16 protein-coding genes are annotated in these 18,781 nt (G+C 28.2%); 13 read left to right on the top strand and 3 right to left on the bottom strand.

Annotated features, from left to right (window positions below):
- Positions 1–24: 24 nt before the first annotated feature.
- Positions 25–1,317 carry an NCS2 family permease gene (locus tag AC4FRL_RS10040; RefSeq protein WP_491140072.1) on the bottom strand — a complete coding sequence of 431 codons (1,293 nt, stop codon included), beginning with the start codon at positions 1,315–1,317 and terminating at the stop codon, positions 25–27.
- Between the two features lie 187 nt (positions 1,318–1,504).
- Here AC4FRL_RS10040 and AC4FRL_RS10035 point away from each other — a divergent pair, with 187 nt between their 5' ends.
- From AC4FRL_RS10035 to AC4FRL_RS10020, 4 genes are all read left to right on the top strand, one after another.
- Positions 1,505–2,281, top strand: a complete 777-nt coding sequence (locus tag AC4FRL_RS10035; protein WP_491140071.1) for an SDR family NAD(P)-dependent oxidoreductase — start codon at positions 1,505–1,507, stop codon at positions 2,279–2,281.
- A gap of 139 nt (positions 2,282–2,420) precedes the next feature.
- The gene (proB, locus tag AC4FRL_RS10030; protein ID WP_491140069.1) at positions 2,421–3,230 is read left to right on the top strand and encodes a glutamate 5-kinase; all 810 of its coding nucleotides are present in this window, start codon (positions 2,421–2,423) and stop codon (positions 3,228–3,230) included.
- A 6-nt stretch (positions 3,231–3,236) separates the two neighbouring features.
- Positions 3,237–4,484, top strand: a complete 1,248-nt coding sequence (locus AC4FRL_RS10025; protein WP_491140067.1) for a glutamate-5-semialdehyde dehydrogenase — start codon at positions 3,237–3,239, stop codon at positions 4,482–4,484.
- Between the two features lie 117 nt (positions 4,485–4,601).
- A complete protein-coding gene (locus tag AC4FRL_RS10020) occupies positions 4,602–5,216 on the top strand; it encodes a DNA-3-methyladenine glycosylase (RefSeq protein ID WP_491140065.1) in 615 nt (204 codons plus the stop codon).
- Between the two features lie 102 nt (positions 5,217–5,318).
- Here AC4FRL_RS10020 and AC4FRL_RS10015 read toward each other — a convergent pair whose 3' ends face one another.
- On the bottom strand, positions 5,319–5,939 hold the full coding sequence (locus tag AC4FRL_RS10015) for a hypothetical protein (protein ID WP_491140063.1): 621 nt from the start codon (positions 5,937–5,939) through the stop codon (positions 5,319–5,321).
- A gap of 641 nt (positions 5,940–6,580) precedes the next feature.
- On the opposite strand from AC4FRL_RS10015, the gene AC4FRL_RS10010 reads away from it, so the two are divergent.
- From AC4FRL_RS10010 to AC4FRL_RS10000, 3 genes are all read left to right on the top strand, one after another.
- Positions 6,581–7,630: a carbamoyl phosphate synthase small subunit gene (locus AC4FRL_RS10010; RefSeq protein WP_491140061.1), complete on the top strand. Its 1,050-nt coding sequence runs from the start codon at positions 6,581–6,583 to the stop codon at positions 7,628–7,630.
- A 12-nt stretch (positions 7,631–7,642) separates the two neighbouring features.
- Positions 7,643–10,846, top strand: coding sequence for a carbamoyl-phosphate synthase large subunit (gene carB / locus AC4FRL_RS10005; protein ID WP_491140060.1), 3,204 nt, complete (start codon positions 7,643–7,645; stop codon positions 10,844–10,846).
- Positions 10,847–11,258: 412 nt separating this feature from the next.
- A complete protein-coding gene (locus tag AC4FRL_RS10000; RefSeq protein WP_491140059.1) occupies positions 11,259–11,543 on the top strand; it encodes a hypothetical protein in 285 nt (94 codons plus the stop codon).
- A 57-nt stretch (positions 11,544–11,600) separates the two neighbouring features.
- On the opposite strand, the gene AC4FRL_RS09995 is transcribed toward AC4FRL_RS10000, so the two are convergent.
- Entirely contained in the window at positions 11,601–13,502 is a 1,902-nt protein-coding gene (locus AC4FRL_RS09995; RefSeq protein WP_491140058.1) for a type I glutamate--ammonia ligase, read from the bottom strand.
- 306 nt (positions 13,503–13,808) lie between these two features.
- Here AC4FRL_RS09995 and murI point away from each other — a divergent pair, with 306 nt between their 5' ends.
- The 6 genes from murI (at position 13,809) to AC4FRL_RS09965 (ending at position 18,726) form a co-directional block, all read left to right on the top strand.
- Positions 13,809–14,588 (top strand): glutamate racemase, encoded by a 780-nt coding sequence (murI, locus tag AC4FRL_RS09990; RefSeq protein WP_491140057.1) that lies wholly within the window; start codon positions 13,809–13,811, stop codon positions 14,586–14,588.
- Positions 14,589–14,794: 206 nt separating this feature from the next.
- Positions 14,795–15,064, top strand: coding sequence for an STAS-like domain-containing protein (locus AC4FRL_RS09985; RefSeq protein WP_491140056.1), 270 nt, complete (start codon positions 14,795–14,797; stop codon positions 15,062–15,064).
- 230 nt (positions 15,065–15,294) lie between these two features.
- Positions 15,295–15,807 carry a peptidylprolyl isomerase gene (locus AC4FRL_RS09980; protein WP_491140055.1) on the top strand — a complete coding sequence of 171 codons (513 nt, stop codon included), beginning with the start codon at positions 15,295–15,297 and terminating at the stop codon, positions 15,805–15,807.
- A 28-nt stretch (positions 15,808–15,835) separates the two neighbouring features.
- Positions 15,836–16,210 carry a DUF3783 domain-containing protein gene (locus AC4FRL_RS09975; RefSeq protein ID WP_491140054.1) on the top strand — a complete coding sequence of 125 codons (375 nt, stop codon included), beginning with the start codon at positions 15,836–15,838 and terminating at the stop codon, positions 16,208–16,210.
- Position 16,211: 1 nt separating this feature from the next.
- The gene (locus AC4FRL_RS09970) at positions 16,212–16,883 is read left to right on the top strand and encodes a S24 family peptidase (protein WP_491140053.1); all 672 of its coding nucleotides are present in this window, start codon (positions 16,212–16,214) and stop codon (positions 16,881–16,883) included.
- A 145-nt stretch (positions 16,884–17,028) separates the two neighbouring features.
- The gene (locus AC4FRL_RS09965; protein ID WP_491140052.1) at positions 17,029–18,726 is read left to right on the top strand and encodes a S8 family serine peptidase; all 1,698 of its coding nucleotides are present in this window, start codon (positions 17,029–17,031) and stop codon (positions 18,724–18,726) included.
- Positions 18,727–18,781: the final 55 nt, after the last annotated feature.

The following is an 18,781-nucleotide window of genomic DNA, read 5'->3' as shown; positions in this document are numbered from 1 at the left end:
GGGAGTTTAATTTATAATTTAAAGCTATACCTGTGTAGCGTGAAGTATAAAATATATTAAAAAGATTGCTGATATAACGTACATAGGGATAGATACGTCTTTATACTTCTTTGTTGCTAACTTACAAATAGGATAAGCTATAAATCCAAAGGCAATACCATCTACTATACTAAAAGTTAAAGGTATTATAGATAAAGTAATAAATGCTGGGAATGATTCAGTAAAGTCTTTAAAGTCTATTGAAACTATATTTTGAATCATTAAACCACCTATTATTATTAATACTGGAGCAATAGCTGAATTTGGTATAAGTGATATAAAAGGTATAAAGAAGATTGATATTAAGAATAAAAATCCTGCAAATATAGAAGTTAAACCTGTTTTACCACCAGCTGCTATTCCAGCACTTCCTTCTACTGTTGAAACAGAAGGACTAGTACCACATATACCACAAATTATAGTACTAAAAGCAACAGCATTAAGAGCTCTTTGTCTTTTGCTTGGTTGTTTTAACATACCATCTATTTGTCCATGAAGTAAGCCTATATTTTCAAATACTAAAACTAAAGTAAGTGAGAATGTTGCAATCCAAAAAGATACTGAAGCAATTCCACTAAAATCAGCTGATAAGAATACTTCTTTGTATTCACTAAAGTTTGGTAGCGAAAATTTTAAGCTTGATAAATCTGTAACACCAAAAAGTATAGAGATAACTGTTCCTGATAAAATTCCTATTAAGAAGGAACCTGGTACATTTTTTATAAATAAAACTAGCATTAATATCATTGTTATAAAGAATACTATAACTTCTTTTGAGCCAATATCACCTAGCTTTACAAGGGTTGAAGCATCTCCTACTATTAATCCAGCTTTTTGTAATCCTAAGAAAGTAATAAAAATACCAATTCCAACTGTTATGGCTTCTTTTAAAGAAGTTGGTATAGAATTAGTTAAAATATCTGCTAGGGGTGTAACCGCTACCACAACGAATAAAATTCCAGCTACGATAACTGCAGCTAAAGCCTGTTGAAATGAAAGGCCCATTGTATTTACTATAGTGTAGGTAAATAGTGCATTTATACCCATACCAGGCATTATAATAAGAGGAGCATTACTTAAAAGTGCTACTAGGACACAGCCTATTAATGAGGCTAATACTGTAGCTATTATAAGTGGTGTTTTAGCAACACCGCCATCACTAAGTATGCTAGCATTTACTACAATTATATAAACTGCAGCAAAAAATGAGGTAAGACCAGCAAGTAATTCTGTTCTTATATTTGTGTCATGTTCTTTAAGTTTAAAAAAGTTATTCATCCTTTCTCCTTTTCAAAAATAGCTCCCTCACCCTCCCACATCTTTGTAAGATGCAAATGTTATTATATCATATGTTAAACGTTTAATAAAGTTTTTTAAACAAAGGTTTACAGAAAAAGTATTGACAGATTATTAAAAAAAATAATAAATATTTTATTAAGAATTTATTTTAATGGGGGAAAGTTAATTGAGAAAAAGAGTTTTAATAACAGGTGCTACTAGTGGAATAGGATATGAATTTTCAAAGATATTCATAGAAGAAGGCTATGATGCTATATTAGTAGGAAGAAATTTAGAAAGTTTAAAGGAATTAGAAAAGTTTTCACAAGATAAAAATGGAAGTGTTTACATATATAAATTAGATTTAAGTAAGGACTTAAATATAGATTTTTTATATAAAGATATTAAAGAGAAGATTGGAGAAGTTAATATATTAATAAATAATGCAGGAATTGGTTTAAATGGAGAGTTTAATGATTTAAGTTGGGATAAACAATTAGACATAATAAATGTAAATATTATAGCTTTAACTAAATTAACTAAACTTATATTAAAGGATATGGTTTTAAGAAAAGAGGGGAAAATATTAAATGTTGCCTCTACAGGTTCTTATCAACCAGGTCCTTTAATTTCGGTATATTATGCAAGTAAGGCTTATGTATTATCTTTTTCAGAAGCCCTTAGGGAAGAGGTTAAAGAAAAGGGAATTGATATTGTAACTTTATGCCCTGGAGCAACAAAAACAAATTTTTCTAAAAGAGCAGGGAAAGAAGATTTAAATGTTGCAATGAGTGCAAAAGATGTTGCATATAGTGGATATAAAGCTTTAATGAAGAATAGAGCAATATGTATTCCTGGCTTTATGAATAAGATTTTGATTTTTTTATCTAAAGTTTCTCCAACGGTTTTAAATGCTAAGATGGTAAAAAAGATACAATTAAAAGCTATAAATAAAGGAAAATAAGAGGAATAAATTTATATAATTAGTTCATTTCCGTTATAAATTAAAAAATGAACAGTTTCATGATTTAAAGTATTAGAATATAATATATTTATGATTAAATGGAAAAAATAATTTTTTTTAAAAAGGGGGAAACCTACAAATGAGAAAATCTTTAAAAGAGAGTAAAAGAATAGTTGTTAAGGTAGGAACTTCTACATTAACTTATGAAAATGGAAGCATTAATTTAATGAGAATAGAAAAATTATCTAGAGTAATTTCAGATATATGTAATATGGGTAAGGAAGTTGTTCTTGTTTCATCGGGTGCTATTGGAGTTGGAGTTGGAAAGCTTAGACTTGATAAAAAACCAGAAACTATAAGAGAAAAACAAGCTGTTGCAGCCGTTGGACAATGTGCTTTAATGCATATATATAATAAATTTTTTGGAGAATATAGCCACGTTGTAGCACAAGTTCTTTTAACTAGAGATGTTTTAGAAAATGAAAGAATGAAAAATAATGTTTGTAATACATTTAATACTCTTTTAGAGAAGGGAATAATACCTATAGTTAATGAAAATGATGCTATATCAATAGATGAAATAGAAAATATATTAAACTTTGGAGATAATGATAATCTTTCAGCTATAGTTTCTACTTTAGTAGATGCAGATACTTTAATAATATTATCTGATATAGATGGTTTTTATGATTCAGACCCAAGAGAGAATAAAGACAGTAAGATGCTTAAGGAAGTTTATGAAATAACTCCTGAAATAGAAGAATGTGCAGGTGGAGCTGGAAGTAATAGAGGAACAGGTGGAATGGTAACTAAGCTTTCAGCAGCTAAGGTTGCAACTAGCAATGGAATAAATATGGTTTTAGCAAATGGAGAAAATCCTGAGATATTAATTGACATATTAAACGGCGAGGATATAGGAACTATGTTTGTAGCTAAGAAGGGAGAATAAGTAAAAATGAATAATGAGCTTATTGTAAAGGGAAAAAAAGCAAAAGAAGCTTCTTATGAACTTTCTTTTGCATCTACTGATGAAAAAAATAATGGCTTATTAAAAATAAGCGAAGCTTTAGTAAAAAGATGTGATGAGATATTAGAAGAAAATAAAAAGGATATAGAAAGAGCCTTAGAAAAAGGAACATCTAATGTTATGTTAGATAGATTAAAATTAGATGAAGAGAGAGTTAAATCAATAGCAAAGGCTGTAGCAGATGTGGTTAAATTAGATGACCCAATAGGAGAAGTTACATCTATGTTTAAAAGACCAAATGGACTTAGAATAGGTGTTCAAAGAGTCCCTTTAGGAGTTGTAGGAATAATATATGAAGCAAGACCTAATGTAACAGCTGATGCCGCTTCTTTATGTTTAAAAACAGGTAATGCTGTTATCTTAAGAGGTGGTAGTGAAGCTATAAATTCTAATTTAAAAATAGTAGAAATTATTAGTGATGCCTTAAAGGAAGCAGGGCTTCCAGAGGGAGCAGTTCAGATATTAGAAGATACTTCAAGAGAAACTGCAACAGATTTTATGAAACTAAATGATTATTTAGATGTTTTAATTCCAAGAGGAGGAGCAGGTCTTATAAAGGCAGTAGTAAACAATGCTACAGTTCCAGTAATAGAAACAGGAGTAGGTAATTGTCATATATACATAGATGATGAAGCTGACATAGCTATGGGGATAAACATAATAGTAAATGCTAAAACATCAAGACCTGCCGTATGTAATGCTGCTGAAAAGCTTCTGGTAAATGAGAAAATTGCAGAGGAATTTTTACCATTAGCAGTAGAAGCTTTAAGAGAAAAAGGTGTTGAAATAAGAGGTTGTAAGAAAGCTAAAGATATAGTAAAGGATATAAAATTAGCAACTGATGAGGATTGGGGAAAAGAATATTTAGATTATATTCTTGCAGTTAAAGTTGTTAAAGATTTAGATGAAGCTATTGAACATATAAACAAGTATGGAACAAAGCATTCAGAAGCAATAGTAACTAAAAATTATTTTAATTCAGAGAAGTTTCTTCAAAGAGTTGATGCCGCGGCTGTATATGTTAATGCATCAACAAGATTTACAGATGGTGGAGAGTTTGGATTTGGAGCTGAAATTGGAATAAGTACTCAAAAATTACATGCTAGAGGACCAATGGGTCTTAAGGAGTTAACAACAAATAAATATATAATTTATGGAAATGGTCAAATAAGATAGTTTTTAAGACACTTAAACTTTAGTTTAGGTGTCTTTTTAAAAATATTTTATTTTAAACATAAATTAATATTCTTATTTTAGGAAAAATAAATTTATATGTTTTATAGAGGTGTGTTTATGAGATTAGGAGAAGATTTTTATAATAGAGATACTTTAATAGTAGCTAAGGAACTTTTAGGAAAAATTTTAGTCAGAAAAATAAATGGAGTTACTTTAAAGGGAAAAATAGTTGAAACAGAAGCTTATATAGGTGCTATAGATAAAGCTTCTCATGCTTATGGTGGAAAAAGAACAAATAGAACAGAAACTTTATATAGTTCTCCTGGAACTTTATATGTTTACATAATATATGGCATGTATTATTGTCTTAATTTAATAACTGAAGAAAAAGATATAGCTGCAGGAGTTCTTATAAGAGGAATTGAACCCTTAGAAGGAATTGAGGAAATGAGCATTTTAAGATATGGTAAAAAGCTAGAGGAATTAAATAATTATGAAAAGAAAAATTTTTCTAATGGACCATCAAAATTATGTAAAGCTTTTGGTATAGATAAAAATCAAAATGGTATAAACACCTTAAATAGTGATGAAATTTACATTGAAGATTCAAATACTTACGATAAATTAAATATTGTTGAAAGTAAGAGAATAGGTATAGATTATGCAGAGGAAGCTAAAGATTTTTTATGGAGATTTTATATTAAAGATAATAAATTTGTTTCTAAAAAATAAAAGCTTATATAATTCAAAAATATTTGTTTTATGACTGAAAGTTAAAAGGAATTTATTAAATATTTTTATTTAATAAATTCCTTTAGCTTAATAATTATAATCTTAATAACAAATAAATGAATCTATCCTTTTTAAGTCCACTCCAAAATAAACCCATCTAAATCCTGCCCATCTCCAACCAGATAAAGATTTTTTATCTACTCTAGTTAAGTAAGCCCAATAACTTCTACCGTTATTTTGCCATATATAAGTGAAACGATATTGGCAAAACTTTATTGAAGTATCACTTATGTTTTTAGCTTTAGAATTATTAAAATCCTTTATATTTTTAACCCCATCATCTTTTTTTGAAGGTATATAAGAAGGTGGTGGACCTAAAGGTGATGGAGAGTGTGGGCTTTGCCAGTTAGTAGGAAGAGGTAGCATATTAGTAAAATATCCTACAGGAGCACTATGCATAAAATCATGTCCTACATCTTTTATTGCATAAGGTAAATCTTCTATAAAATAAGGTATGTTCTTTATTGTGCTAGTTAAATTAGAATTATTAAAATCATCTTCATCATCATTTCTATATAACATTGAAGAATTGATACTTTCTTTCAAATATTCATTTGGAAAAATATTTTTTTCATCTGGTATAATTTCAAATTCTCCTACTTCATCAATTTCTTCTTCTTTATTAAAAAATCTAATAAAATCATCTGGATAAATTATTTCCATAAAATATCTCCTATAAAATTTTTATCTATTATTAAACTATGCTTTTTAAGTTATAAAGGTGAATTCTATTAGATTTTTAATCAATAGTAATCGTTATAAAATTATAGAATTGTCTAAATAATTATATAATTTCAATGAATTCCATTGACAAAATGCTTTATATGTATAATAATTATAATTGCTTCAATAGGACAATGAAGTAGGTATAGGTTTGAAATTAAGTTAAGGTGCTAGGTGTTTTACATCTAGCACCTTAACTTTTTACAAAAAAAAATTTTGCTAATACTTGTTAAATTTGTTAAAGATACTTGACTATATAAATTTAATAAATTAAAATTGATAATAAGAATTTATCAACAAAGATAAAATACACTTTAAATTGGTCCCGTGAGGCCAGAAAGAGGTATAAACATGTTAAATAGCAATTTTTTTTATACAAAAAAACAATATAAATTAAATAATGAATTAGCTTTGTATTTTAATACAATTCCATATAAAAGAGAAAAAGAGGTATTAGAGTGATTTATTTTTGAAATCACTCTAATACCTCTTTCTTTTAATAAAAATAATTATAATATGGCAAGATTAATTAAGACCTTTTAAAGTGTGTTTTTAAAATGAATTTAAATAGGAGGTCTAAAATGAAAGCAAAGCTTATATTAGAAAATGGCATAATATTTGAAGGAAAAGCCTTTGGGTATTTAAAGGAGTGTGTTGGAGAGGTTGTTTTCAACACAGGAATGACAGGATATCAAGAGGTTTTAACAGACCCTTCTTACTATGGACAAATAGTAACAATGACTTATCCTCTAATAGGCAACTATGGAATAAACTTAGAAGACTTAGAATCAAGAGAACCTAAGGTTCGTGGATTTATAGTTAGAGAAAAGTGTCAATATCCTAATAATTTTAGATGTGAGTTAGAACTTGAAACATATTTAGCTCAAAATAAAATTTTAGGTCTAGATGGAATAGACACAAGAGCTTTAACAAAGATATTAAGAAACAATGGAACAATGAAAGGAATTATAGTTTTAGATAATTCTAATTTAGAAGATGTTAAAGATAAATTAAATGCTTTTTCAAATAAAGATGCTGTTTCAATAGTTTCTACTAAGGAGCCTTATGAAATCTTAGGAGAAGGAAAAAATGTAGCAGTAATAGATTTTGGAATAAAACAAAATATAATTAGAAATTTTGTTAAAAGAGGATGCAATGTTACAGTATTTCCTTACAATTTTAAGGCAGAAGATGTTTTAGATATTGACCCAGACTTAGTATTTCTATCAAATGGACCTGGAGATCCAGAGGACATGGAAGAGGCCGTAAATGAAATAAGAAAGATAGTTGGGAAAAAACCTATAGTTGGAATTTGCTTAGGACATCAATTATTAGCTTTAACCCTAGGTGGAGAAACTAAAAAGCTTAAGTTTGGACATAGAGGATGTAATCATCCTGTTAAAGACCTAATAAGAAATAGAGTTCATATAACATCACAAAATCATGGATACTATGTTGCTACTTTACCAGAAAATATGGAAATAACTCATATAAGTATGAATGATGGAACAGTAGAAGGAATGAGACATAAGGAATTACCTATATTCTCAGTACAATTTCATCCAGAAGCATGTCCAGGACCTAAGGATAGCGAATATATTTTTGATGAGTTTATGAAGTATGCATTATAAGGAGGAAGTAATATGCCATTAAATAGAGAGATTAAAAAAGTTTTAGTAATAGGTTCAGGTCCTATAATAATAGGACAAGCAGCGGAGTTTGATTATTCAGGAACACAAGCCTGTCAAGCACTTAAGGAAGAGGGTATTGAAGTTGTACTTGTAAACTCAAATCCAGCTACAATAATGACAGATAAAGAAATTGCAGATAAGGTATATCTTGAACCATTAACTGTTGAATTTTTAGAGAAGGTAATAGAAAAAGAAAGACCAGATTCTCTTTTAGCTGGAATGGGTGGTCAAACAGGATTAAATCTTGCTGTTGAACTTTATGAAAAAGGAATTTTAAATAAATATAATGTTAAGGTAATAGGTACTTCCATAGAGTCTATTAAAGAAGGAGAAGATAGAGAATTATTCAGAAATATGATGAATAGAATCAATCAACCTGTTATTCAAAGTGAAATAATAACAGATTTAGATTCTGGAATTGCTTTTGCTAGAATGATAGGCTATCCAGTAATAGTTAGACCAGCATATACTCTTGGAGGAACTGGTGGAGGAATAGCTAATAATGAAGAGGAGTTAATAGAAACATTAACTTCAGGACTACAGTTAAGTACCATTGGGCAGGTTCTTTTAGAAAAAAGTGTAAAGGGATGGAAAGAGATTGAATATGAAGTAATGAGAGATTCCTTTGGAAATTGTATAACTGTTTGTAACATGGAAAATATTGACCCTGTAGGAATACATACAGGTGATTCAATAGTTGTAGCACCAAGTCAAACTTTATCAGATAAAGAGTATCAAATGCTTAGAAGTGCTTCAATAGATATAATAAATGCTGTTGGTATTGAGGGTGGATGTAATGTGCAGTTTGCTTTAAATCCACATTCCTTTGAATATGCAGTAATAGAAATTAATCCAAGAGTTTCTAGGTCCTCAGCTTTAGCTTCTAAAGCAACAGGTTACCCTATAGCTAAGGTTGCAGCAAAGATTGCTTTAGGATATGGACTAGATGAAATAAAAAATGCAGTAACAGGAATGACATATGCCTGTTTCGAACCATCATTAGATTATGTAGTTGTAAAAATTCCAAAGTGGCCTTTTGATAAATTTCAAGGGGCAGATAGGGCTTTAGGAACTAAAATGATGGCAACAGGAGAAATAATGGCTATAGGTAGTAATTTTGAAGCTGCCTTTTTAAAAGGTATAAGGTCATTAGAAATAGGTAAGTATTCCTTAGAGCATAAAAAATTTAAAAATCTTTCAATGTATGAGTTAAGAGAAAGGGTAGTTTCTCCAGATGATGAGAGAATATTTGCTTTAGCTGAAATGCTAAGAAGAGGATATAGAATAGATATGGTTTCAAAAATAACAGGTATAGATATATTCTTCTTAGAGAAATTTAGATGGCTAGTTGAAGAAGAACAAAAGCTTAAGCAAAGTACAATAGATGAATTAAATAGAGAGTGGTTATTAAAATTAAAGAGAAGAGGATTTTCAGATAAAGCTATAGCTAATATGCTTAAGGTTTCTCCAGATGAAATATATAGATTAAGAGATATATGGCATATAAAACCTGCATATAAGATGGTTGATACTTGTGGAGGAGAATTTGAAGCATTATCACCATACTATTATTCAACTTATGAGCAATATGATGAGGTAACAGTTTCAAATAATAAGAAGGTTATAGTTATAGGTTCAGGACCAATAAGAATAGGTCAAGGTATTGAATTTGATTATGCTTCAGTTCATTGTGTAATGGCACTTAGAAGACAGGGTATTGAAACAATAGTTATAAATAACAATCCAGAGACTGTAAGTACAGACTTTAGTATTTCAGATAAACTATATTTTGAACCTTTAACTGAAGAGGATGTATTAAATATAATAGATAAGGAAAAACCTAATGGCGTTATACTTCAATTTGGAGGACAAACAGCTATTAAACTTGCTAAGTTCTTAAAGGAGAAGAATATTCCAACTTTAGGTACAACTTCAGACCAAATAGATTTAGCAGAAGATAGAGAAAAATTTGATGACTTATTAGAAAGACTTAATATAGCTAGACCTAAAGGAAAAGGAGTTTGGAGCTTAGAGGAAGGCTTAGAAGAAGCTAGAAGACTAGGTTTCCCAATATTAGTTAGACCTTCCTTTGTATTAGGTGGTCAAGGTATGGAGATAACTCATGATGAAGAGGAACTAACATATTACTTAACAAATGCCTTTGAAAAAGACTCTAAAAATCCAATACTTATAGATAAATATTTAATGGGTAGAGAAATAGAAGTTGATGCAATATCTGATGGAGAAGATGTTTTAGTTCCAGGAATAATGGAACATTTAGAAAGAGCAGGAGTTCATTCAGGAGATAGCATAACTATGTATCCAGCTCAAAATATTTCAGAGAAAATAAAGGCAGATGTTTTAGAATATACTAAAAAATTAGCTTTAAGTATAGGAATAAAAGGGATGATAAATATTCAGTTTATTGAGTTTGAAGGAAAACTTTATGTAATAGAGGTTAATCCAAGAGCATCAAGAACAGTACCTTATATATCAAAAGTAAGTGGAGTTCCTATAGTTGATATAGCTACAAGAGTAATGCTTGGGGAAAAGTTAAAAGATTTAGGATATGGAACAGGAGTTTATAAGGAACCTGATTTAGTATCAGTTAAGGTACCTGTATTCTCAACACAAAAACTTCCTAATGTTGAAGTTAGTTTAGGACCAGAAATGAGGTCTACAGGAGAAGTATTAGGTGTAGGAAGAAATGTCTTTGAAGCTTTATATAAAGGATTTGTTGGGGCTTCAATGTATACAGGAGATAAAGGAAAGACAATATTAGCTACAATTAAGAAACATGATAAAAAAGAGTTTATTGATTTAGCTAAGGATTTAGATAAACTAGGTTATAACTTTATAGCAACTAAAGGAACAGCTAAAGAATTAAGAGAGGCTGGAATAGATGCAAAAGAAGTTAGAAGAATAGGAGAGGATTCTCCAAATATTATGGATTTAATAAAGAATAAAGAAATAGATTTAGTTGTAAATACTCCAACTAAAGCTAATGACTCTAAAAGAGATGGTTTTCATATAAGGAGAGCAGCAATAGAAAGAAATATAGGAGTTATGACTTCTTTAGATACTTTAAAAGCCCTAGTAGAATTACAAAAAGAAGGGGCAGATAATAGAGAGTTAGAAGTATTTAATTTAGTATAAAAATTTAGTATATAAAAGGTTCTGTTTAGTTAATAGCTAGACAGAGCTTTTTTTATTTAATTTTGTGGATAAAAAAATTAAAGGAATAACTGTGGATAACTTTAAAAATTGAAACCTGTGGATAATTTTTGAGTTCTTTAGAGATGTAAAATTATTATTTTATTTTAAAAGTACTTAGTTATTATACTATAAAAACATTAATATTCAAGTTAAATTAAGGAGAAGTGAAAATTAATTTATTTATTAAATCTTTATAAAGATTATATTCTTTTACCTTGACAAGGGAACATATGTTTTATAAAATTAAGAAGAAATACGAACATAAGTTCTTATTTTTCTTATTTAATTTAGGAATATATTAAAAGTTAACATAATATAATAGCATATAATAAATTTTAGGAGGTTAATTTATATGACTAAAAGTAGTGGTATGTTTGTAAAAATAAATTATAAGGTAAATGGAAGTAATAAATTACAAATAGAGCATAAAGCTAAAAGATATAATGATACTACTGCTAAAAAGTATGTATTATGTGGTGGGGCTTACTTTAGAAATAGAGGTACTATAATATTTCATGCTAATAATTTTAAAGAAGCTGAAGATATAATAAATAATAATCCTTTTATATGCTATGAAGATTATTCTTTTGAGATATTAAGTAAGAATTATATAAATTTAGGAAATACATATAATTAAAAAATGACCTTTTTTAAAAAGGCCATTTTAATTTTAAAATTATTATATATTCTAAATTTATATATCTAATAAATTCTTTTTGTAAGTTGAATAAAGTTCTCTTAATTCACTTATATTTTTATCAAGTTTTATTTGTAAATCAGAAGCTTTTTCAAAATCAGATTCATTTATAGCATTTTTGATTTGAGTAAATAGGCTTCTTCTATGATAAGTATCTTTCATAGTTACATGTCTTAATTCATTTATAGTCATCCATGTTGAAACATCAAGGTCTAATGCTTTATCGCAACAATGAAGTTGTTTAGCCTCTCTTATATCCTTTGTATATGAAGGAATTATTCTTGAAGTTATTTCTGTAGTCCATCTCTTAGTAGTTGCCATTTTAAAACTATTTATAAGTTTGTCTGTAAATACAGAATTGAATTTTAAAACTTCAACTTTTTCTTTATATTTATCAAAGGCATTTAAGTTTTCAAAAACAGTACATGGAGCTACACCAAAATATTCATTTCTTTGAGCTTCTGTAAAGTCTTCAAAGACATCCTCTTCACTTCTATAAGCTCTAGATTTTTCTAAATAGTCTGCTTCTTCACCAGGTTTTTTAGATAGTTCTTTTAAAAGTTCATCTTCTGTTTTATTATTTTCTAAAGCATATTTTATACCATCTAACATGGCCATATAGCTTGAAGCTATACAAAGATAAGTATTAGTAAATGGATTTGGAGATCTAAGCTCAAATCTAGTTGCTAAAGGATTATGAGGGTCTCTTATTAAACCTGCTAATATAGTTCTATTTCTAGAAGGAATTTCAGGGCTTTGTCCTAGAGATGTAACTATACAAACAGGAGCTTCAAAACCAGGTTTTAATCTCTTTAATGAATCTGTTGTAGCTGAAATAAAAGGATTCATAACTTCGTAATTTTTTAATATACCCATTATAGAACCATAGCCTATTTTGCTTAGGAAATGATTTTTAGTTGGATTAAATAAATTTATTATTTTTCCATTTTTTAATTTTAAACTTATGCTTAAATGAGTATGTTCACCACTACCAGCAACTCCAGCTATTGGTTTTGCAAGGAAAGTTACTTCTAATCCATTTCTTCTGAAAGTTTCTTTTACTAAGGTTCTTATAAATAATTCATTATCAGAAGCTTGCATAGCATCAGAATATTTCCAGTCTATTTCTAGTTGTTCCATTATATGGTCGAATTGACCTGAGGAAGTAAGTTTAGCTTTTACTCCACCAACTTCTTTATGTCCCATTTCAGGCTCAAAGCCATAAGCATACATATATAATAAACTTTGTTCTAAAGCTGTTCTAACATTTCCTTTAGTTCTTGTCCAATATTGTTCTTGTAATACTTCAGAAGTAGAAAGTTCCTCAATTAAAGCTTTATCATTTGGTGTTTTAACCCAAAATTCTAATTCTGTTGCAGAAGTTAATAAAAGGTCTTCTATATCATCAAATTTTATATTTAATTCATTTAAAGTTTCTGGATATTTTTTTAAAAGATTTAATATGTTTGATTTGAAAGTATCAATTGCATTTTTTAAGATATGTCTAGAGTCTACTGCTTTATCTTCATGAATTAAAAAGCAAGGTATTCTAAGTGTTCCTACAGGTCTATTGCTTAAGTGGTCTATAAAATCGTAATTGTAGTCTACGAACCAATTACAGTCTAAATCAGCTATCATATCAACTTTTGCGTTATTTAATGTTGCTATGCCTGGAAGTACTACAGAGGAACCGTCAGTTTGTACTGCTGTACCATGAAGGAAAGATTCCATGTCCTTTAAGAATAATTTAGATGGAATTTTTTCATCAGTATCGTTACCAGCTAAATCAACTCCAACTAAAGATACGAATTTTATCTCAGGGTGTTCTTCAAAAATAGAAATTAAACTTTCTTTATTATGATATTTTTTAGGAATTGTAAATAATAAATTGTTGTTCATAATAATCTAGAAGAAATACAAATATATTAGTAATTTATATATTGTAATAATCTTCTGTTCACATCCTTTCATTTTTATGACTATAGTTATTTTTGTTTGTTTAAAAACGTATAATGACATGATATTTATCTAAGAATATTCGTTATATACATATTCTTAAAAAGATTTTATTACAATAGAATATTACTGTCAATATATTTTATATTTTAGTATAAGTGTAAAATATGAATTTTAATAGATTTATTTTTAAGAAAGTTATAAAATTATCTTAGGATTAAATTAAGTACTTAAAAGTGAGGGATAGCAATGCAAGATGATTTAAAGAATGCGCCTATAGGTTTTTTTGATTCTGGCTTAGGAGGCTTAAGTGTTTTGAAAAAAGCTTTAGAAATAATGCCAAATGAAAATTATATATATTATGGGGATTCTAAGCATGCTCCTTATGGAGAAAAAACTCCAGAAGAAATAACCGAACTTTCCTTTAAAGCAATTGAATTTTTAAGAGAAAAAGGGGTTAAAGCTGTTGTAATAGCTTGTAATACTGCTACATCTGCAGCAGCTAAAAATCTTAGAGAATATTATAAAGACATGCCTATAATAGGAATAGAACCTGCCTTAAAACCAGCTATAAAATTACATGATACAGGAGTTGTAATAGTTATGGCAACAAAGGCGACTTTAACTCAAGAAAAATTTAAAAATCTTATGAATAAATATGGAGAGCATAGAGAGGTTATACCACTTCCTTGTCCTGGATTAGTAGAGTTTATAGAAAAGGGAGATTTAGATGGAGACGAAGTAAGAACTTTTTTAAAGGAAAAATTAAAGCCTTATAAAGAGAAAAAGATATCTAGCATAGTTTTAGGATGTACACATTATCCTTTTGTTAAAAAAGTAATACAAGATATAGTAGGAAATGAAGTTGATATTATAGATGGAAGTGAGGGTACTGTAAGAGAATTAGAGAGAAGATTAAAAGAAAAAAATATTCTAAATGATTCTAAGAAAAAAGGTGAACTATATATTTTTAATTCATTAGAAGATGATGAGATATTAAATTTAAGTAGAAATCTTTTAGAGATATAAAAATTAGTCTACAGAAATATTAAAGCAGAGTATGAAATGCTTAAATATTTCTATAGATTTTTTTATTTTAAATTTTTAACAAAAAAAAAGTTCGTTAAAATATTGACAAATTATTAGGGGGTTGGTATTATAATAACTGTAAAGAGAATTTTCAGAAAATTTGAAAAAAACTTCATGGTGATTGCAGAAATAGGGAGGAATTGACAATGATAATAAACGTTAAAGAGTTTTTAGGAGAGAAGTTAAACGTTGAGGATGCAATAGTTCTAAGAGATTATATTGAAGAAAATTTTAATGGAGAAGTAGAGTTGGACTTCACAGGAGTTGGAAGAGTTTCAACAACTTTTTTAACTTGTTTATTTACAGATATGATAAATAAAGAGGGAAGAGACAATATTATTTCAAAAATTAATGTTAAGAATTTATCAAACTATAAAGATTATTCAAGAGTAGTAGTGGGAACTACTTTTGCTTAAAAGATATTTATGAAGAGATTGAGATTTAAAGATTTTGTAATAGATTTAAAGGTAACATTTATAGGATTTAAAGTTTAAATGCTATATATGTTACCTTATTTTTATTTTTTAATATTTAAGCAATATTCCATTGTTATGAGAAATAATATATAATTTTATACAAAGAAGGATTAAGATTTTAGTTTAAGTAAATAATACTAAATAGTTAAGTTGAAAGGAGAATTAATAATATGAATCCAATAGTTACAATAGAAATGGCAAATGGAGATAAAATAAAAATAGAATTATACCCAGAGGTTGCTCCAAATACAGTTAAAAACTTTGTAAGTTTAGTAAAGAAAGGTTTTTATGATGGATTAACATTCCACAGAATAATACCAGGATTTATGATACAAGGAGGATGCCCAGAGGGTACAGGAATGGGTAATCCAGGATATAGAATAAAAGGTGAATTTACAAGAAATCAATTCCAAAATAACTTAAAACATTCAAGAGGAGTTATATCAATGGCTAGAGCTATGAATTTTGATTCAGCAGGAAGTCAATTTTTCATAATGCATGAAGATTCACCACATTTAGATGGACAATATGCTTCTTTTGGTAAAGTTATAGAAGGAATGGATGTTGTTGATAAAATAGCAAATGTAAAAACTGATTATAACGATATGCCAGATGAACCACAAGTTATGGCTAAAGTAACTGTAGAAAATGCAGATAATATAGGAGAACCAGAAATACTTTAATTTATAAATGTATGGGAGGTAGATTAGCATGAATATGTTAAAAAACAGCAAGGCTATTCTAACTTATGGTTTAAACGAAAAAGAGATAAAAGACCTTCAAATAACAGGGAACAAGGTTATAAATATAAGTGATGAAATGACTTCAATGAAAGTTCAAGATATTTTAGATGGTTTTAGATTTGAAGTTGTTTCAAATAAAAATTTTGATGAGAAAGTTGTTATTTTTAGCAATTTCCCTGATGAAGAATTGCAAATGATGGTTTCAGCAGTAAAGCTTATAACAGAAAATCCTATAATGGCTGTAGTTACAGAAACCTCAAAGGATTGGCAGTTTGATTATCTTGTGGAACATTTGATTGAAGAGAGAGAATGGTATAGAGGTATGCAAGGAGGAAAAGCTTAAAATGAGTAGAGTTGGGGAAAGAATAAAAGAGGCTAGAGAAAAGAGTGGAATTACACAAAAAGCTTTAGCAAAAAAATTAGGTGTAGCAGAAAAATTCATAAATGAAGTTGAAACAGGAAGAAAAATAATAAATGAAGCACTTATATCAAAGGTATCAAAGGTTTTAAATACAGATTTAAATGATATAAATATGGTTGTTACAGATGAAGAACTTCAAAAAGAGATTAAAGCTGAAAGACAAATTAAAAAGACAAAACCAGCGGAAGTTAATGAGGTTTGGAATCAAGCCTTTGGATCAGTTTTAAAAAATGTACCTATTTATGATTATTCTTTATCACAAGTAAAAGGATATAAACAACTTCCAACTGCTTCAAATAAAATAGACGGTCATGCAGCTAATAAAGTTTTTTATTTAAAAATAGAAAATAACGATATGGCTGGTTATAGAATACAAAAAGAAGATTTAGCATTATCTTATTCAATAAAGGAGATAGAAAATAATTCTATATGCCTAGTTGAGTTTAATGGAAAAAGAGTTGTTAGACAAATAAAAAAATTAGATAACGTTAAAGCTTTATTAATAAGTAATAATGGTAGTATGAGAACAGAAACTGCTAATATAAAAGAATTAAAACCTATTGCAAAATTATATAAAATAGAGTTTGATTTATAAAGAAAAAGGATAGCTAGATTTAGCTATCCTTTTTTATTTATAAAGTTATCAAATTAAGTAAATTTTGAATAAAATAACTATAAGATAAAAGCCATATTAAAATTAAATTTATAAATCATTATCAATAAATAAGGAGAGTTTTATTTTGGAAAATGAATATAAAGTAGGGATAGATTTTATAAATACAATACCAAAACAAATATTAAATAGTTTAATAGATAAGTACTCATCAGATAATGGTGAGTTAGAACTTGTAGTTTTATATGGAGAAAATTATAAAAAGTTTAAAATGTCTGTAGATAAAATAGGTGCTAAAGTTGATGACTTAGGCTATGGTTTTGGGATTCTTATAATAAAGTTTAATGATTTAAATAGAATAATTGAACTAGAAGGATTGCAATATATAGAACTTCCTAAAATTTTATATACATCTTCTTATGATAGTAATAGAGCTTCTTGTATTCCTTCTGTTTGGAATAATTATAATTTAACGGGAGAAGGAATATTATTAGGTTTTTTAGATACGGGAATAGATTACACTCATGATGCTTTTAAAGATAATGAAGGAAACACTAGAATTGAATATATATATAATCTTGAAAGTGGAGCTGTTTATGATAAAAATAAAATAAATGAAGCTTTAAGAGCTGAAGACCCCTTTAGTATAGTTCCTGAAGTAGATTTATCAGGTCATGGAACTCATGTTGCTGGAATAGCCTGTGCAGGAGGGAATATAAATTTTGATAATTATGGTGTTGCATATAAAAGTAGTATAGCTATGGTGAAAATAACTAGTGATAATAGTTTAAGGGCAGCTTTAAGTACTCAACTTATGAGAGGATTAAAATTTTTAATGGATAAAAGTAATGAACTTAATAAACCTTTAGTAGTTAATATAAGCTTAAGTACAAATGATGGTTCTCATAATGGAAGTAGCTTATTAGAAAAATATATACAAGTTTTTACCCAATTACAAAAAGCTATTATTGTGGTTGCTGCTGGTAATGAAGGTAATAGTTCTCACCATGTAGGTGGAAAAATGCAGAAGGTGGAGGAGTTAGATTTAAATATAGGAGAAGAAGAAACAGGAATAATTTTAGATTTTTATAAGCCTGTTTTAGTAGATGTATCTATTGAAGTTATTTCTCCAACAGGTATTAGCACAGGACCTATGGATTTATCAGAAGATTATAAAGAAAGATTTGTAGGAAGAGAAAAAATAGTTGTTTATAGTACAGGACCTAAACCTTTTGATATACAAGGACAAAGCACTATAAGTATTTTACCTTTAAGAGGACATATAACCTCTGGAGTTTGGAAGATTATAGTGAAAAAATTAAATAATTATGAGGGATTTTTTGATATTTGGCTTCCTATAGCAGAAGGATTAAATGAAAGAACAAGATTTTTACAACCTGATGTTTATAATACTTTAGGAATACCAGCTACTGTAGAGGGAGTTATATCTGTAGGTAGCTATAATTTTTTAAATAATAATTTATCTGCATTTTCAGGGAGAGGCGTTGTAAGACCAGAGTGGCTTATAAAACCAGATTTAGTTGCACCAGGAGAAAATATACTATCAACAATTGAGGACCAAGGTTTTGATACAAAAAGTGGAACTTCAATGGCAGCACCACAGGTTGCAGGAATATGTGCACTTCTTTTTGAATGGGGAATAATAAAAAATAATGACCCATTTTTGTATGGAGAAAGAATAAAATATTATTTAATAAAAGGAGCAAAAAGAACTATATTTGGTCAAGCTTATCCAAATCCAGACTTAGGTTATGGTTTTGTTTGCTTAGATAAAACTATGGATTTATTAATAAATAGAAGATAATTAAGTTGTTAACAAATCATAAAATAAAATCATAAAATATAGAGTATTAATTTTA

This window comes from Clostridium sp. TJA032 (genome assembly GCF_058310275.1).
The sequence above is the reverse complement of the archived record's forward strand: the minus strand, read 5'-3'. Positions and strand labels throughout refer to the sequence as shown.

Excerpts from the sequence above, each read along its gene's own strand:
- AC4FRL_RS09970 (WP_491140053.1), top strand. The coding sequence starts at position 16,212 with ATGAGTAGAGTTGGGGAAAGAATAAAAGAGGCTAGAGAAAAGAGTGGA.
- AC4FRL_RS10010 (WP_491140061.1), top strand. The coding sequence starts at position 6,581 with ATGAAAGCAAAGCTTATATTAGAAAATGGCATAATATTTGAAGGAAAA.
- AC4FRL_RS09985 (WP_491140056.1), top strand. The coding sequence starts at position 14,795 with ATGATAATAAACGTTAAAGAGTTTTTAGGAGAGAAGTTAAACGTTGAG.
- AC4FRL_RS10025 (WP_491140067.1), top strand. The coding sequence starts at position 3,237 with ATGAATAATGAGCTTATTGTAAAGGGAAAAAAAGCAAAAGAAGCTTCT.
- proB (WP_491140069.1), top strand. The coding sequence starts at position 2,421 with ATGAGAAAATCTTTAAAAGAGAGTAAAAGAATAGTTGTTAAGGTAGGA.
- AC4FRL_RS09980 (WP_491140055.1), top strand. The coding sequence starts at position 15,295 with ATGAATCCAATAGTTACAATAGAAATGGCAAATGGAGATAAAATAAAA.
- carB (WP_491140060.1), top strand. The coding sequence starts at position 7,643 with ATGCCATTAAATAGAGAGATTAAAAAAGTTTTAGTAATAGGTTCAGGT.
- AC4FRL_RS09995 (WP_491140058.1), bottom strand. The coding sequence starts at position 13,502 with ATGAACAACAATTTATTATTTACAATTCCTAAAAAATATCATAATAAA.
- AC4FRL_RS09975 (WP_491140054.1), top strand. The coding sequence starts at position 15,836 with ATGAATATGTTAAAAAACAGCAAGGCTATTCTAACTTATGGTTTAAAC.
- AC4FRL_RS10015 (WP_491140063.1), bottom strand. The coding sequence starts at position 5,939 with ATGGAAATAATTTATCCAGATGATTTTATTAGATTTTTTAATAAAGAA.
- AC4FRL_RS10040 (WP_491140072.1), bottom strand. The coding sequence starts at position 1,317 with ATGAATAACTTTTTTAAACTTAAAGAACATGACACAAATATAAGAACA.
- AC4FRL_RS10020 (WP_491140065.1), top strand. The coding sequence starts at position 4,602 with ATGAGATTAGGAGAAGATTTTTATAATAGAGATACTTTAATAGTAGCT.
- murI (WP_491140057.1), top strand. The coding sequence starts at position 13,809 with ATGCAAGATGATTTAAAGAATGCGCCTATAGGTTTTTTTGATTCTGGC.
- AC4FRL_RS10000 (WP_491140059.1), top strand. The coding sequence starts at position 11,259 with ATGACTAAAAGTAGTGGTATGTTTGTAAAAATAAATTATAAGGTAAAT.